At 67.2% G+C, this 16,821-nt stretch carries 7 protein-coding genes (1 of these 7 cut by a window edge); 1 reads left to right on the top strand and 6 read right to left on the bottom strand.

Going from position 1 to position 16,821, the window contains the following annotated elements; translation table 11 throughout:
• The 3 genes from ACIA75_RS18735 to ACIA75_RS18745 form a co-directional block, all read right to left on the bottom strand.
• Positions 1-8,712, bottom strand: the 5' portion of a protein-coding gene (locus ACIA75_RS18735) for an MFS transporter (protein ID WP_397105523.1). The gene continues 22,407 nt to the left of window position 1, outside the view; only the first 8,712 of its 31,119 coding nucleotides appear in the window; it begins with the start codon at positions 8,710-8,712; its stop codon lies beyond the left edge, outside the window.
• Positions 8,713-8,909: 197 nt separating this feature from the next.
• On the bottom strand, positions 8,910-9,332 hold the full coding sequence (locus tag ACIA75_RS18740; RefSeq protein WP_397105525.1) for a YbaB/EbfC family nucleoid-associated protein: 423 nt from the start codon (positions 9,330-9,332) through the stop codon (positions 8,910-8,912).
• A gap of 32 nt (positions 9,333-9,364) precedes the next feature.
• A complete protein-coding gene (locus ACIA75_RS18745; protein WP_397105527.1) occupies positions 9,365-11,035 on the bottom strand; it encodes a hypothetical protein in 1,671 nt (556 codons plus the stop codon).
• A 264-nt stretch (positions 11,036-11,299) separates the two neighbouring features.
• Between ACIA75_RS18745 and ACIA75_RS18750 the strand changes: the two genes are divergently transcribed.
• The gene (locus ACIA75_RS18750) at positions 11,300-12,178 is read left to right on the top strand and encodes a TIGR03854 family LLM class F420-dependent oxidoreductase (protein WP_397105529.1); all 879 of its coding nucleotides are present in this window, start codon (positions 11,300-11,302) and stop codon (positions 12,176-12,178) included.
• Between the two features lie 36 nt (positions 12,179-12,214).
• Here the strand turns inward: ACIA75_RS18750 and ACIA75_RS18755 are convergent, their stop codons facing one another.
• The 3 genes from ACIA75_RS18755 to ACIA75_RS18765 form a co-directional block, all read right to left on the bottom strand.
• Positions 12,215-13,804 (bottom strand): ABC transporter substrate-binding protein, encoded by a 1,590-nt coding sequence (locus tag ACIA75_RS18755; RefSeq protein WP_397105531.1) that lies wholly within the window; start codon positions 13,802-13,804, stop codon positions 12,215-12,217.
• Positions 13,805-13,832: 28 nt separating this feature from the next.
• Entirely contained in the window at positions 13,833-15,770 is a 1,938-nt protein-coding gene (locus tag ACIA75_RS18760; RefSeq protein ID WP_397105533.1) for a hypothetical protein, read from the bottom strand.
• A gap of 217 nt (positions 15,771-15,987) precedes the next feature.
• Positions 15,988-16,815 carry an enoyl-CoA hydratase/isomerase family protein gene (locus ACIA75_RS18765; RefSeq protein ID WP_397106673.1) on the bottom strand — a complete coding sequence of 276 codons (828 nt, stop codon included), beginning with the start codon at positions 16,813-16,815 and terminating at the stop codon, positions 15,988-15,990.
• Positions 16,816-16,821 lie beyond the last annotated feature (6 nt).

The raw sequence follows: 16,821 nt of genomic DNA on the forward strand, positions 1-16,821 counted from the left end.
CTCGAAGCTGTAACCGTTGAGCTGAGCCAGCCATTCATCGAATCGAGCGTCCGGTGCAAGATCTCCCGCGTGGCGCAGTCCTTCGAAGTATTCATGGAGGAAGCCGAATGCTTTCGGTGCCAGCTGATTGTGGTATTCCAGCCGTCTGTCGAACCGGGTATCCGACGGTAGACGCCCCAGACTCCTCAGCTCCTGAAGCGTGGCATATCGCTCCGCTGACATCGGGGGAGCATGCTGCGATATCAGTTCGGCAAGATCCCGGAGGTGGGCCATTTCGTGGCGAACAGTGTCGTATGCGGGGTCACCGGTCGGTGCCGCCCGGTATCCGGCTCGGACATTTCGTTCCAGGTCGCTGCGGAAGGAGTCCGTATCGGTGAAGTAGTCCTCATTGAGGAACAGGACCGGATCCTGCCCGCCCAGCGGTGTGTCCGCAGCGGCGTAGGTTCCGAACCCCATCGGTGTCACGACTACTGCCGCCAGATAGATACTCGGGTCTGCATCCAGGGCGTCGGCGATCGCGTTCCGGACGGATAGTGCCGTCTCGACGGAAACCTTGTCCAGCCCCAATACCTCGATACCGGTGGCCGTGAACAGCTGTGCCGCGATCGCCTGCTGGACACTCTCACCGTTCTGCGCGATACCGGCCCCCGGGCGGGCCGAGGGGATAGAACCAGGACCCTCGTCGGCATCGTCGAGATCGATGGCGACGGGGCCGCTGGGGTTTTTGTGGTGATCCGGTTGGTCGGTGCCGCGAGCAGAATTTGCTTTGTAGTCGCGGAACTCGCTGCGTACCTGCTCGGCCGCTGCGAGGAGGCTCGACTTCTCGCTGTATTCCTCGACCAGCGGAAGTGCCCGCGCCTGGTTCGGGTTCAGCTTGCCCTGCCGGCTCAGACTCAGCAGTGCCCCCAGCAACGTCGACACCGCGGCCGGAGTCGACAGGTCGGCGCGTCCGTTGCTGAGTTCGGACAGTTGCTGCCGCAGCGCATCACACTGCTGCCGCAGCCGGCGCAGACTTTCCGGGTCGGCCACCAGGTCTCGAACGCTGGGTAGCGGCGCGGCACCGTCCGGTTCCGAGCCGGTTCCGTCGGAACGGCCGAGGTCGGTGGCGACCGGAACAACTTCCCGCGTGCGGGACCACGGCACCGTTGTCGGTGAACCCTCTGGTGCTGCGGTACTGCCGGGCTCATCCGTGGTGGGGTGTGCGGCACGCTCCTGCTGCGCGGCCAGGTCGGCACGCTGTTGCTCCTCCAGCCGGACCAGTTCGTCGAGCACGAAACCGGGTTTGTCGCCTCTCTCAGGGTTCAGATACGCGACTTGCTGTTTCACGTAGCCGGCCCGCTCGGCGGGGGTCTTCGAGCGCCATGCCTCGGATACGGAAACAGCCGGACCCTTCGGAGCGATGCTCGCGCCGTACTCGGACGCAGCCGGGACCGGCCCGCGATAGTCCGCCTGCACCAGGGCATTACGTATTTCGGCGTCCTTCAACACCTGGGCATAGGAAACGCCGCGGAGCAGGGCCTGCAAGGCGTACGCAGGGTGGGTGGGGTCTGCCGGGGCGGATTTGCCGAAGGCGTTCTTCGCTTCGGCCAGGGCTTCCGCCGGGTTGAATACTTTGAGTGCGCCCAGCTGGAGTTTCGCCGCGTCGAGCCCGAGTCGCTCCGCGTCCGGATCCCGGTAGGTGGGGGGTGGGCCGTCATCCTTGCCCGCGCGTATTCGCCGGCGGGTGTCAGCGTCCAGCTTGTTCAGCCAGGTCTTGTATACGGTTTCCAGATCTACCCAGCTCGATCCGCCGGCAAGCTCGGTGCCGGATCGACGCCGGTCGTCGATCCCTCCCCGTGCGATTCCGGACCCCCGGAGCCATTCGTCGAAATTCGCGCGACTCTCGAATCCGCTCAGCCAAGAGTCGAAGGCCCGGAACAGGCGATCTTCCTCCGGATTCATCGACTTCTTCTTGCTGCTGCTGTACGCATCCAGCTGACCCAACCAGTCGTCGAACCTGGTTTCCGGCGGCAGCGAACCGAATGTCTTCAGCTCGGTGAAATGTGCGAACAGGTAGCCGAAAGCACGTGCTTCTTTCGAGTCCTGGCTGCTCTCTTTCCCGACGGGACCGATACGCGAATGGTCCATCGGGTGGACGGCGTAGATGCCCTGCCGGGCGTTCTTGTCCTGCAGATGGCCCATCTCGTGGCTGACGGTGTCGTACGCGGGATCGCCGGTCGGGGCCATCAGGCGGCCCGCCTCCACCGCTTCGCGCATGGTCTCCCGGAATTTCGCCGGGTCGCCGAAGAGGTCCTCGTTGAGGACCATGAAGGTCCGGGCGGTCTCCTCGCCGATATGAGGACTCCAGATACAGCCACCGATATTGCCGACCAGGGGAGCAATGAGTACAACGTCGAGCTGAATATCGTCGAGGTCGTTTCTCGCGGCGTAGCCGTCGACTATCGCATTCCTGATCGACAGTGCCGTATCGACGGAAATCCCCGGCTTGTCCAGCCCGAGCACCTCGACCCCGTACGTTTCGAACAACTGCCGGGCGATGGCCTGCTTGGTATTTCGTTCGGACTCGGCTTTCTCCGCCGCATTCACCCGGGTTGTCCGGTCCTCGGCCGAGGACCGCTGTCGCTGGATTGTCGAACCGCCTGCCTGTACGACGATCTCCTGCGCCACCCACCCGAACAACGCGACCTGAGCGGCGGTGAAATCGTCGCGGGACTGCGAAGTCAGCGCATCGGTGACCAGCCGACGGGCGGCGGGATTCAGCAGATTGAGGCCGTCGAGCCACGTGTCTCGTGCTTCGCCGAGCAGCCAGTCGCCGATGTCCACGCCCGGGGGAACCTGCCAGCCACCGGCATCGGCGGCGCCGAGCGTGGCACGGGTGACTGCGTGTGCCAGGACTTGGATCGGCGCGGGGGGTGTGCCGAGCTCCGCGTTCCAGCCGAGTACGGCAGATATGCGCTGGGCGGTGGCGGGGCCGAAATGCCGGTCCAGAGCCTGGGCGGCGGAGCGGTCGCCCTGCTGCGCCCGCTGCAGCGTTTCGGTGCGGTCCTGGGCGGGCAACAGGTCGAACGGAACGGTGGTGTCCGGTGTGTTCGCAAGGAGGGGCTGGGGGGTCCGCACCTGCTCGGCCAACTGGGTGACAGCAGCGGCCTGCGCGGGCGCGAGAGCGCGGCCCTGCTGCAGTGCCGTCCCGGCGTCGGTAACGAGCTGACGCTGCGCCGGATCGAGTTGATCGACATGGGTGTCCAGCAGGTTCCGTGCGGTCTCGCGCAGGTGGTCGGCGACATTCGTGCCGATGGGAATGCCCTGCGCCTCGACCTGGGCGATTGCTGCGTCGCGCACAGCCTGTGCCACCGGGAGCAACGGCGCGGCGGCCTGTCCGCCCGGTGCGTCCAGCAACTGCAGTAGGTGGCGGAGGGTGCTGTCGCCGTGCTCTTCGCGCAAGTTCGGCGCGGCGGGCGGGTTGCCGGAAACCATGTTGGCCGCGGTCCCGGCAGCGAGGCCGGCCACGGTCGGCACGGAGGTGTCGTGGTGGGCGGCGGCCGCGGCGGGCTGTGCCTGCGGGGTCACGTGTGGAGCGGGCCCGGTCGTGTGTGGTGCCGCCGTGTCCGCGCTCTGGGGCGGCGGATGCTGGGGTTGCTGGGTCGCAGTGCCGGGTGCGTCGGCGGGAGGGGCGTTGGCCTGCTTCGCGCTCGCGTACTTGGAGGCGAGTTGATCCTGCTCGACGGCGTCCTTCATCGCCGGGACGGCCCTCTCCAAGAGGTCTGTCCGGGCCTGCTCCAAGAACCGTTTGGCGTTGTTCAGCTCGATTCGGGTGGTCTCGGTGTTGAGCTGTGCATGCCGCTCCAGCGCAAGCTGGTGTGCCTCGACGGCATTCGTGTACTTGACGATCTGTTGCGTGACGCCGTGGTCGGTGACCCGGCCGCGGAAGTCCTCGGGCGAGATGTAGTGAACCGTTTTCCCGGGCGTACCGCCGTTCTCGCGGTCGTCGCCCGACCCGCCGCGGGCAACGCGGCCGTCGACCTGGTCGTTGACCCGGTCCGAGAACGCCGGTCCGCCGCTGGTTTTGCCGAGTACACCGCCGAGCTCGATCGATTCCTTCGTCGGTGTGGGGTCGGCGCCGCGGCCGCCCTCCTTGTTGATGATGAAGATATCGCCGGGCTTTCCGAACTTCTCGATCATCCCGCGGACGAGTGCCTCGGAATGGACGTTGCTCCCGCCGTGCTCGGCGTAGAACTCCGCATCGACTATCTGGAATTTCAGTTCGAAATCGTCCCCGTACCGTTCGCGCGCCATCGTGTGGAGATGGTCGATCAGGCCGGGCTGCCCTGCTTCCGGGTTGCCCCGGGCTTCGCCGTTGTCCATCAAGGTGATCCACTGCGGCTGACCGGTCTGCACGCCGTCGACAATGTTGGCGTCCGTAACGATATCGCGGGCCAGGCCCATGAGTTTGGCTTGCGTGTTCGCGAAGTCCAGCGGCATCTCGACTGTCCGGTTCGATGTGTAGAAGGTCGGTAGTTCCGGCACCGGCCCGACACCGTACAGGTCGTAGGTGATACCTTCGACGCCCTTCATGGTCCCCGACAAACCGGACGGGTCGAACAGCAACTCACTGCCGATCAATTGCTGATCCGACATCCGCAGCGAATGTTCCTGATTCGCCCGGACGGGCAGTCCTTCCTTGAGATCGACGAACTGCCCGACATCCTGCCACCGGACCTCGGTCGACTTCGTCCTGTCCCACATCGCCTTGTCGTTGGTTTCGTGCGCCAGGACGCCGATCTTTCCGCCCTCGCCCTCGTCCGGTCTCGTGATGTAATGGGTCCCCTTCTCCAAGCCCCAGCGGGCGTTGGCGGCATCGGCGAACTGCTTCAGCTCCGAGACGGTGACAGGGGAACCCGCTACCTTGTCGAGTTTGGCGACAGCCGCGGGGGTTGTTTCCGCGGCCCACATTCCGCGGGTGTTCTCGGGCCGTTTGAAATCTGCTGCGGTCAAGCCGTGTTCGCGTTCGGCGGTCGTCAGACGTTCCCAGATCCCCTCCAGCTGGGCGACTACCTCGGGTGGGGCTTCCTCGGCTGCCCCCGGCGAGAGCACGCATTCGGAGTTGCCGTCGTAGATGGTGTCGAACTCATCGATGGTGAGCTTTCCCGCCGGGAACGGTTCGAACCGGACGTCCAGTCCGTGCTCGGCGGCGGCGGTATCCAGCCGTGCTTTGATCAGATCGATCGACGGTTTCGTATTGAGGAACTCCCGCAGTGCCGTCACCTCCGGATGCGGCATGCCTCTGGCTGTGAGGTCGGTCATCATCGAATCGGCGACCTTCAACGCGCGGAACATGTAGTCCTCTTTGGTACCCACGATGATCCGCCGGCGGCCGGGCTCCGGTTCCGGCAGCGGACCGTCCTGGTCCATCCGGACCACATCGACACCGGTATCCGATTCCGGCCGCGCGACGAACGCGTGCAACTCGCCGGCCAGCTCCCCGGCGAGCAGATCACTGCTGGTCCATGCGTGCGCCGTCCCGTGATCGACGGCATCGCTGACCATTTTCATGACCATGACGATGGTTTTACCCTCGCCGGTCTTCATATCGACCGGACCGTGCTCCAGCAGCAGGAACGCCGCGGCCTGCGTTTCTCGTACCAGGCGATGTCGATCATCACCGCGGCGGATCCACTCCGTCATCGCCGCGACCCGCTCCTCCCTGGAGCCCCGCACCATGGTCTCGACCAATGACTCCGGTGAGGCAGCGGCCATCGGGCTGGTGCCGTCGGCCGTGCTGCCCGGGTCTCGCAATTCCCCGATCGCGCGACCGGCCGCCAAGGCTGTACGGACCCGCTCCTGGGCGACCACGTCGAACACCGCGTCGCGATCGGTGAGGATCCCCGCCTCGAAGTCGTTCATGAGCGAAACCCCGGACTTGTCCGAGATTTCCACCAGGTCACGGGCTTGCGCGCGCATTGCGGTGTCGTGCGCTGCCACCGCCGCCTCGTATACCTCCCGGTTCTCGGACAACTTCGCATGGGCCTGCCGGAGCTGTTCCTGGGCAGCATGCGAGGCTTCGACGGCCACTCGATCCGTTGCCGTGCCCTGCCCGGACAGCTCCCGCATCCGGTCGTCGGAGCTGAGACGGGTGGCCCGCTCGTGCGCCTCCGCCACGCGCACGGCCTTCTCCTGACGCGTCAGCTCGGCATGGGCCGCCCGTTCGCGCTCGGCGGCTTCCGCGACCCGCTGCCGGTGGTGCTCCCGCACCAGTTCGTTCTGCTGCCGCTCACCCGCAATGCGCTGCTCTACTTCGGCTCTCGCCTGCGCCCGTGCGGCCGCGGCGGGGTCTTCGCTGCCGGCCGCGGGCGGCGGATCCGAGTCATCCTGTGCGCGAGCATGTTCAGGCCGAGACGGCGTGCCATCGTTTCCGGTGGTATCCGGTTCGTTCTTCGCTTGTTGCTGGTTGGTGCTGTCATCGCCCGGACGTCCGGATTCCGGGTCGTTGGACCGCGCCGGCGTCTTGCCGTTGTTTTCGTCAGTGGGTAGCGGCTGCTTGGGGGCTTCCGTTTCCTTGCCGTGCGATCCGGGCGCTGTTCCACTGTCCTTGTCGGCGCCCGCCGGCTTCTGCTGGACAACCACATCTTCAGCACTTCCCCGAACGGGACCGTCCGGCCCGACCGGCGGGGGTGTCTCCGCGGCAGCGGTTTTCGGAGCAGACACCGCCGGTGGCTGCTTACCTCCACCCGCCGCGGGCTGCTCACCGCGCCCGGCGGGGGCGGGCGAAGCTTCACCGCTCGCCGGATGCGGTGCGGGCCGTGGCCCGGGACCGCCCCCGGCGCCGGCGGGTTGAGCAGGTGCGCCGGCGGGCGGGGCCGGCGTTTCGGGACTGATGACCGTCATCACCGGCCCGGCGTTCTGGTCCGCCGGCTCGGGAGTCGGAGCGCTGCGTGGCCCGGGCGCGACCGGCTCGGGAGCGGGGACCGGTCCGGCCTCGGCTACCGTCGTGGGACTCTGCTGTGCGCGGTCGGCCGCGGCAGTCGCCATCGAAACAAGAGGCTCTGGTTCGCTGTTCACCGGCGGTGCCGGATCGTCCCCTGAAGTGGCGGCCACGCGGGGTGGGCTCTCCGGCGGCAGCTCTCCGGCCTCCTGCTTGCCGGGGCGGGGCAGTGCCTCGGCCTGTTCGCCGTCGGCGAGGTGCGGCTTGTTCGCAACCATCGCGGGTTCCTGGGAGCCGGCAGCAGCCTGCTGAGGCCCGTCGGGAGTCCCGGGCTGCGGTGGACCTGTGACCGATTCCGCGCTCTTGACAGGCGCAATGGGATCTCCCACCGTGGGCGGCCCACTGTTGACACCGTTGTCGGCCGCTGACTGAACACTGCCCGCCGCCTTGGAATCGGCGGGTGTGGTCGGAGCATCCCCGAGGTCGGTCGCAAACTTGTCCGGCTTCGGTGCCGCCGCGATCGGTTCCACAGTGGAGGTGACACCGGATGGGAGATCGATGCTGACGGGGCCGGTGAGCCTCGGGCTGCTGCTGTTGTTTGTCGCCGGTGCCGGGGGCGGTGCGCTCAGCGCCTCGTTGCCGTGTTGTAGTGCCGAAGTGAACTGGTCCATCTGCTGCCGGTGGACAGTGGGATTGTTCGGATCGAAGTCTCTGGTGACGAGTCCTTGTGCGGCCAGCCTGTCGAAGAGGCCGGCGGCCGAAGTCTCGGACCCGCGGAGATTCGGATCGTGGCTGCTGACGATGGCCCTGTCCCCGCTTGCTGTCGCTGGAGCAGCTGACATCGAAGCGCGGATATCGCGTGCGGCAAACCCTGCCGAGCCGAGAAGGCTACCCGTGACAGCCGGCATCAGCCCTTCGATGAAGGCATCCTTGGTGAAGCCCTCACCGGACAACCCGATCGCCGTCCCGACGCCGACGATGCCACCGACCAGTCCGCTGGGGACAGCGACCGCCACGGTGCCGCCGATTTGGATCATGGCGCGTGTTGCTGTGCTGCCGGCGCGTTCGGCCAGCGCCGCCGTCGCCGGGATGACGTGTTTCCCGAACCACATGCCGAACGCCACCCCGAAGAGGCCACCGAACCCGCCTGCGGCAGTGGCGATCCCGGCGCTCTTTCCGTCGAATTCCTTCCGGTCACCGTCGTGGATCTGCTCCAGCTGCGCCAGTGCGTTGATTCCGCCGCCTTGGAGCACACCCAATCCGGTCCCGATACCGACCATCCGCAAGGCGCCGCGTTCGGCATTGAGCCTCGCACTTTGCCCGGACAGGTACTGCAGGAGCTTCTGCCAGGCGATCCGCAGCGCGGTATCGGTGCGAATTTTGGCGGCAGCCAGTTCGATCCCGCCACCGAAGCCGAACATGACAACGGCGCGAATCATCACGATGCCCAGGATCACTGCGAACGATACGACCGTGATCTTCTGCAGCTCTATCTGGTTGGCGCCGTCGTACAGCTGTTCGGCCTGGCTGTCACAGTGGGCGGCCCGGTCGAGGAAACTATCCCTCGTATCCTCGTATTTGCGGGCGAGCCCCTCGCCCCCCTTGCCCTCGAGGGCGACCGGAAGGTGGCGGATCCGGTCGTCCAGATGCCGGGCCATCTCGCGGGCCTTCTCGGCCTTTTCCGACCAGCGGTCGGCCTCCGCGCGCATGGTGGTCTCGTCGCCGAGTGGGAAGTGTCCCACCGTCCAATCGACTACCTGCGTGGGCAGCCATTCGGGCATCGTCACTGCCATCGTGGGGCTACCTCATCAATGAGACCGTCTCGGGTAGATCCCCGGCCGGCCTTCTCGTCGATGAACCACGAAATCCGCTGCCTCCAACTGATAGGCCCGGATTATCCCGCATCGACAGCGCCCTCCTCATCGATGGGAAGTAGGGGGCGCGGAGGTCCGAAAGGCAGGTCACAGCTCGGTTCACAGGCTCTGGGAGATCAGGCGGCGGGGCCGCGATCGCCCCGGAGATAGGAGCGGATATCAGCGAGTGCGGGGGCCTCCTGCATGAAGTCGGGGAGGTCGTACCTATCGGTCTCCTCGGGGGCGGCGACGGTCTCGCCGTGTTCTTTCGCATGATGGGCGGCGGCCTGTACCGCCTCGACGATGGTGCGGGCGAGTTCCTCGGGGGATTTTCGCAGCGCGTAGGCGGTGAGCGAGAGATCGGTGAGTACGCCGCCGGCATCGACCGTCACCTCCACCGACTTGTCCGGCGAAACGGATTGCAGGCGGAAGGTCTCCAGCCCCTGATAGACCTCGGCCAGCCGAGCCTGCTCCCGTTCGGCCGCGTCGAGAAGTCGCCCGAGCTGGTTACTCAGTCCGGTATTGGTCGAGCGCAGAGCCTCTTGCCGGGCTCGGTCCATAACGGGTCTCCTCTGCGAATGTGTGACCGGATCTACTTTCGAACCACCGCGGGATCTTCTCGCGGTAGGTGCCCCCGTGAATCCGGTGCCGCCATCACCGACAGCACGCGGTGCAGCACCTTCCCCGGCCCGCTCGCCCTGCTTCCGTGGCTCTCGACATCGGCGAACCCTTCTGCCAGTGCGTGGCCGGGAGAGAGCAGGCGGTGGTCGAAGCAATAATCGGTGAGCTCGGACCGCCACTGTTTGTATCCGTGCACCACCCGCGCCAGCGTTTCGCCCTGTGCACCGCTGATCCGGAGATATTCGGTGATCAGGGCACGCTGCGCCTCGCGCCGGGCCCGGAAACCGCCGAGGAGATCGAGAACGTGACCGAACTCGAGCAACATCGTCGTGTACATCGGATCGCGAAGAGCCCCGGTCGCATCACGTGCTTCGATCCGTGGTCGTCCGGCGAACAGGGCCGGTGTGGTGCAGGCGGAGCTGTCGAGCACGATCCACGGCTGCGGCGAGTACGACGCAAGTTTCTCTGTGGGTGGCGGTGATCCGTGATCCGCGCGGTGCTCGACTCGGGCCGGCACCGGGCATTTCTCCTCGATCGCGATGCCGCGCAGTATCGCCGGATATGTCGCGAGGACGCTGTCGACCGCATCGGCCATCGCCTGCACGGTCGGGACCCCTATACCGGCCGATTCGAAGCCGGAGATCTCGAGACCGTGCCGCAGCGCCATCTCCCGCGCGATACGCATGGCCTCGTCGTCGGTCACCGGTCTGGATGGTGTGGCAACGGCACGCCGCGGTGGTGGCTTCGAGGCCGGGCCCTTCTTGTCGCCGGGCCGGGCGGGGCCGTCCGGTCGCCGGGGCGGTACGGGTGGCTGACCCCGGGGCGGGATCTCGGGTGCGGATACGCGGCCGGGTGGTTTCGCCCACGGTGTTCCCGGTGGATTTGCCGCTGCGCCGGGGGCAGGGCGTGGGGAAGGACCGGCGCCGGGCAATGATGTGGCGCTGGGTGCCGCGGCTCGGGGAACCCCGGCGCCCCGGACCACGGGCCCTGGCGGTGCGGCCTGTGGGGCCGCCCCGGACGGCCTGGGGACGCCGGGGGCTCCCGGCGCGGCGGCCTGTTCCGGCCCGGGGGCGCCGCGAACCGGATCGCTCGGACCGTTTCCCGGACTTTCGGAGGTAGGAGAATCGGCAGGTGATTTCGGTGGGTCGGCGGCGGAGGGGCTCGCCCCGGTGCCCGCGCCCGCGGCCGTATCGGCGGGCCGGCCGCCGGGGTCCGGATCGGCCGGAGCCGGGGCCGATCTTGCTGGTTGTGCGTTGTACCGGCCGATCGGATCGGCGCTCGGGGGAGAATAGACCGGGCTGCTCGCGGGCGCGTCCACACCGTACGGGTTGCTGTTGTCGACCGCTCGGGCCCCGGCAGCGTCCGTATTCTGGAACGCTTCGTCGGCACGGCTCATCTGGGCCTGCAATTGCCGGAGGCTCGCCGCGAGATCCTCGAAGTCGCGAATGGCCTGTTCCGCGCCGGGCTCATAACTTTCACCGAAGATCTTGCCCGGCTTGTCATCGCCCCAGAACGTTCCGGCGACGGCGTGAGCCTCCCGCAATTCTGCCGCGATCTGCGCTGTTTCCGTGGCGATCCGCTCCAGGTCCTCGCGCTCGGCGCGCAGCCTCTCGGAATCGATCGAAAACCGCGGCTCGGTCATACTCTTTCGCTCAAGGTGCGTGTCCAGGCTCGACTGGAGCGTCGAGAGTGTTCCGGTCAATATTGCATATACGTCAATATTGCATACACGGACCCGGCAGGACCCCGCGGAGCTTCCCGTTCTTGGGGATCCCGGCGGTTCCGGTTACCGCATGAGCGGCCCCGAACCTGCCTGGACGGGGTCGCGCGGCCCGGCCGGAATGCCCGCCACCGGGCGTGCGTTTGTCGGAAGAACTGTCGTCGACGGCTTCGTGAGGAGATCCAGGTGAAGATCCGGTTCGGTATCGGGACGGGTGCGGATGCCGATCCGATGGCTCTGCCCGCGCTGGTCGATCGGCTCGAGGACGCGGGCGTCGATTCGCTGTGGTTCTCCGAACTGGTCTACTCACCGGCGGTCGACCCGGTGGTGGGGATGGCCGTGGCGCTGGCCCGCACCGAACGGCTCAAGGTGGGTACATCGGTGGCGATCCTGCCGGGCCGGCACCCGGTGCTGGTGGCCAAGCAGCTGGCGTCGCTGGCGGTGCTCGCCCCCAAACGGGTGCTGCCGGTGTTCGGGTTGCGGCCGGCAAGTGCGGGCGAACTCGATCTGTTCCCGGTGGCGGGCCGGCGCGGTGACGTGTTCGACGAGTCGCTGCGGCTGTTGCGTGCCGTGCTGCGCGACGACGAGGTGGATTTCACCGGCGACTATTTCTCGGTCCGTGGCGCGGGGGTGGGGACGCGGCCCGCACGACCGTTGGATATCTGGCTCGGTGGCCGGGCGCCGGGTGCGTTCCGCCGCATCGGCCGCTACGGCGACGGCTGGCTGGGCAGTTTCCTCACCCCGGACGAGGCCGCGGCCGGGGTGGCCGCGATCAACGCCGAGGCGGCCGGCGCCGGTCGCGAGATCGAGGACGACCATTTCGGTATCACCCTGCTGCTCGCCGAGGAGGGCGTGCCCACGCAGTTCGCGGCACGGATCCGGCAGCAGCGCCCCGAGATCGACCCAGCGGACTTGGTGGCGGGCAGTTGGCCGGAGCTGCACCGGTTGATCGACCGCTACATCGCGGCCGGGCTCAGCAAATTCGTGGTGGTACCCGCCGGTGGCGAGCCGTCGGACGGATTCCTGGATCGTTTCGTCACCGAGCTGCTACCGCGCCAGAACTGATCGTGGCCGATGCGCGCTGTACGGCGCCTGCCGCTGTCAGGCCGCGCACTCGGGCATCGGTTTGCCCGGCTCCGCCACCACAACGGGTACGTACGAGATCGTGTCCGATCCCGTAGCAGGCGGGCACACCCGCACGACGGCCGGGCCTGGGTCGGTGCGGTTACCACTGTTGTCGAAGACGATCGGGCCGCCGGCGCCGGGCACCGCGTGTTCTGGATCGGTGAAACCGCTGATGACGGTGTTCACTTCACTGCTCTGGACGGCCTGGTTCGCCGGCAGGGCCTGGACGGCGGTGGCGACGGTGGTGAGCGCGTCGTAGGCATTGATCGCCCAGCCGTCGTCGGCGTGCGCGAGGTCGAAGCCCGCGGCCCGGAACGCCTCGCTGAAATCGGCCCAGTTCGGATTGTCCGACTGCATACTGGCCTCGCCGCTGACCATGGTGAACAGCAGCCGGATGCGGCCGTCGCGGAGCGCATCGGAACGCAATGCCTGATTGCGCAGGTCTTCGAGTGCAGGATCGGCCTCGACGGTGCGCATCCGGTTGCCGTCCGAGGTGCTCACCACCGTCACCGACGGGGCCGCGCACTGACCGTTCGAGTAGGCCTCGTCGAAACTGTAGAGCAGCCGGCCGAGGTCGCGGCCACGCGCAAGATAGATCACCGTGGAATCGGCCGGGGTGGCGCAGATTCGCCGTGCGGTGTGTGGCACCGTGGTCGGCTCGGCCGAATCGAATTTCACCTCCGGCACGTCGTTTCCGTATGCGCGGTGGATCAGCGGCAGTGCCGTGCAGGTGTACGGATCCGACCCACCGGTGGGCACAGCGATGAAATCGGGCGGGTCGGGGAGCGCGGCCGTGATCTGGTCCACCTGTTTCGCGGCCCGGAACGCAACCCGGTAGAAGTAGCCTTTCCCGACTCCCCGGGGGTAGGTGATATCCGAATCGCAGGATGCGAAGTCGGGCGTATCCTGGTGGGAGCCGGTCTGGTCGAAACCTTCGGCCGTGACCACATCGGAAACCATCGGAATCTTCTGCTGCGCCAAGTGATCCGCGATATCGGCGGTAGTCTGCTGACTCAATCCCACACCGGCCACCGCGACGACATCGCCACGGGCGGCCAGTTCCCGCGCCACGGCGAGGGCGTCCCCGCTGCCGTTGTAGTCGCCGAGGTTGCCGACCACGAGGCGTATCGGATGGATACAGCCGGTGCCGTTGGCCCGGCGCTGCGCGGTGGCCATACCCTCGAGTTCGTGGACGGCGCGCCCCCCGGCCTGCTCATCGGTCATGGTGAGCAGCACACCGACCGTGACCGGTGTGCCGGGGCATTGGGCACCGGACGAGTCGTTCTGGCGGGCGATCACCTGCATCACGCCGGCAAAGGCAGGGAGGTCGAAGGCATACGGGCCTTCGGACAACCCTACGCAGTTATCGCCCGCGGCCCAGGTCGCGGTGGAGGGGCCACCGGCGTTGCAGGTGGCCATCCGGTGCAGGGTCGCCCGGTTGTACCAGGCCGTCGCTGCCAGGAACACCAGCAGCGCCGCCACTACGACTCGCAGCCAGCGCGTCCACTTGTGCGGTAAGTCCGCGTCGGGATTAGGCCAGATGAACCATATATACGACGATGCCACGGGAGCGCTCCTAGTTCGGCCGGCCGGATCATTGGAATTCGGCCGCGAGGTTCTGGTACCGGCCGGAGCGGTCACGGAACGGATCGCCATCGGTGGCGGGTGCGGCCAACTCCCAGTAACTGCCTGAGATTCGGCCGCACAACTGTGCCTTCTGCTCCCTGGTGGTGACCCGCGGATCGGATTCGAACGCCGCCGTGGCCGCCAAGAGCACGGTGATCCGATACTTCGCGGTGGTGCCCTGATCGGGCGCGGCCAGCACCGCATGGTCGGTCCGGCGTGGATCGAAAGCCGAGGCGATCTGGTCGAACTCCGACAGCCACTGCCGGCTCGGCAGCTGCCCGAGCGATTGCGCCAGCTCGTCCGCGATCGCGGCGGAACCCTGCAGCAGCCGTTTGTAATACAGCTTCGCGACCCGATCGTCCGGTTCTGCCGCCGCATACAACAGTCGGAACATCCGGTCCCAGCTCTTCGCCGGCGGTGTCGTGCGTGCAGCGAGGATCCGCAGTCCGAGCGCACGAACCACCGGAGGAAGTACCGCTGCGGACTCGTCCGCGGTGGGTGTCCACAGCGAGGACGATTCGAACAGAACAGATCCGTGGTCGATGCCCGGCGGAAGGGCCGGCAGCAGCAGCTTCGCTTCGCGTTTGTTGCGGGCCGCCGATATGGTCACCAGCGCCTCGCTGAGATCGCTGTTAACGGTGCGCTGGGGACTCAGGGCACGCACGAACGGCTCCAGCAGATACTGCTGGAAGGTCGGCGCCGATCCCGGACCCGGTGCGTCCAGCACCGAGTCGAGGTCGGCGACCAGCCGTGGATCGTCGCGGATCCGGTCCAGGACCGCACTCGTTGTCGCAGGATGGCCGTCGGTCAGCCGGTGGACCGGTCCGGAGATCCGCACGGGAGTCACCGAATCGACCTGTCGCGCCACGGATTCCGTTTCCACAGGCGAAAGATCCGGGAGCCCGAGTCGCAGCCAAGCCGGATCCGGGACGGCGCTGGGGCCCGGGTTCGGCGGTCGCTGGGATACCTCCGGTGCCAGAAAATCTCTGGCGAGTTCCTTCGCCAGCAGACCGGAGCTGCCGGCGACTACTGCCAACGGGTCGGTATCGCGGACGCCGACCGCCGCCAGTGAGCGTCGGATCCGCAGTAGCGAACCCAGGAACGCCACCGATGCCCGTGCATCCCCGTCGTCGAGTAGTACCAGCACTTTGGGTCGCCGGCCTCGTATCCGGGCCGCGCTCTCCCGCAAGTCGGCGAGGAATGCGCCGAGTACCAGATCGTCCATTCCTCTGCGGGTTACGGCATCGGAGCTCGCCGCCTCGAGCGCGAGCCGGATCAGCACATCCTCCGGATCGTTGTGCAGGCCCAGGTCCTGATGGCCGAACCAGGGGACCGCCGCCTGCCAGGTGATCCGGGTGAGCCAGGTACCGTGCACGAGACGCCGCACGACGAATTCGTTGATGTGCTGGACAACAGCCGGAGCCACGATGGCAACGCCGGGGATGCCGATCCCGGCTGCCTGGTCACCGACCACGGCGACCAGACCGTCGACGAGTGCGACGAGAGTCCTGCCGTGGCGGTGCCGGTTGAGTTCCGCGCGCAGATGTGCGCGATGGTCGGCGACCGGTACCTGCGAGAAATCGAGGTCGATCGCGATCTGCGCAACCATCGTTCGCGGGAAGGCCAGCGAGTACCCGGGCATACCGGGGGTCAGTCCCAGCATGATCGCGGCCAGGACCGGGCGTATCGGATCCCCACTGTCGTAAGGGCGTTCGAGCGGGCGGACCAGCACAGTGGGTGTTCGGCCACGCCACGACGAATAGATCCGGTTCAGCATCGCGGTGCGTCCGGATCCGCCGCATCCTTCCACGGTGAGCAGCGGACGGACCGAGGGTGCTTCTTCGCCCTCGGGAGCGTCGACCAGCTGGTCGACGAATTGCAGCAGATCCGTGCGTCCGACGAACATGCACCCCTCCTGCGAACCGAGCGAACCACCGGTGGCCGGGCGGACGCGGCCCGGATTGTCGCCTGCCGCCGTCCCCTCATCGGAACATATCGGGCACAAACCCTTTCGGCATTAACGGATTACCGCAGATTACTCGCCGGACGTCCGCCTGCAGCGGAAACTCGTCGCACGGTCAGCTCCCGGCAGCCACCCGGCATCGACTCGAGAGGGGGCGGGTTCACAACGGTCCCCACGCGGTGTCGTTTCCGTCGCGGAAGGCGGCGAAGGAGGTGGCGAGGTCGCCGGTGGCGCTGCACATCACCTGGGTCCGGTTCTCGATATCGAGGGCGTGGCGAAGGCTGGGGGAGTCCACGGTCTGCCACATCGTTTCCTTGGTCATCCACACCGCGAGCGGGGAGTGCTGAGCGATTTCCTCGGCCTTGGCGACGGCACGGTCCAGGAGGTCGTCGGTGCCGGTCACCTCGAGTACCAGCCCGATCCGCTCGGCCTCCCGGGCGTCGAAGATGCGGCCGGTGAGCAGCAGTTCGGCCGAACGTGAGGCGCCGACGAGCCGCGGTAGGTGGTAGCTGGTGCCCATATCGCAGGCCGAGATCCCGTGCCGGATGAACACGGCGCCGAAACTCGCCGCGGGGCTCGCGTAGCGGATATCGCAGGCCAGTGCCAGCGCGAAACCGCCGCCGACCGCCGCGCCGTTCACCGCGGCGATCACGGGCTGGCGGAGGCGGTGGATCTTCTCGAACGCCGAAGCCATCAACTCCTGCGCGGCCAGGATCTGGGCGACGGGGGAGCGGGCCGATCCCACCAGTGCCGCGATCGGTGTGGCGTCGGTGGCCGTGAAATCCTCCGGCTGCGCCTTCAGGTCGGCGCCGGAGCTGAAGCCCGCGCCGGCGCCGGTGATCACCAGGGCTCGGACCTCCGGTTTACCGTTCACCTCGTCGAGCACGGTGTGCAATTCGGCGACCGTTTGATTATCGAGTGCGTTACGCCGATGCGGGCGGTCGATCGTCAGGACGACGACGCCGGAGGGCAGGTATTCGGTGGACAGTTCGGG

Origin of the sequence: Nocardia sp. NPDC051750 (assembly GCF_044453135.1) — a bacterium.
In the GTDB taxonomy this organism is placed as follows: Bacteria; Actinomycetota; Actinomycetes; order Mycobacteriales; family Mycobacteriaceae; genus Nocardia.

Bases quoted from the DNA above. Each gene is read 5' to 3' on its own strand.
- ACIA75_RS18760 (WP_397105533.1), bottom strand. From the start codon at position 15,770: ATGTTCGTCGGACGCACGGATCTGCTGCAATTCGTCGACCAGCTGGTC.
- ACIA75_RS18740 (WP_397105525.1), bottom strand. From the start codon at position 9,332: ATGGACCGAGCCCGGCAAGAGGCTCTGCGCTCGACCAATACCGGACTG.
- ACIA75_RS18745 (WP_397105527.1), bottom strand. From the start codon at position 11,035: ATGACCGAGCCGCGGTTTTCGATCGATTCCGAGAGGCTGCGCGCCGAG.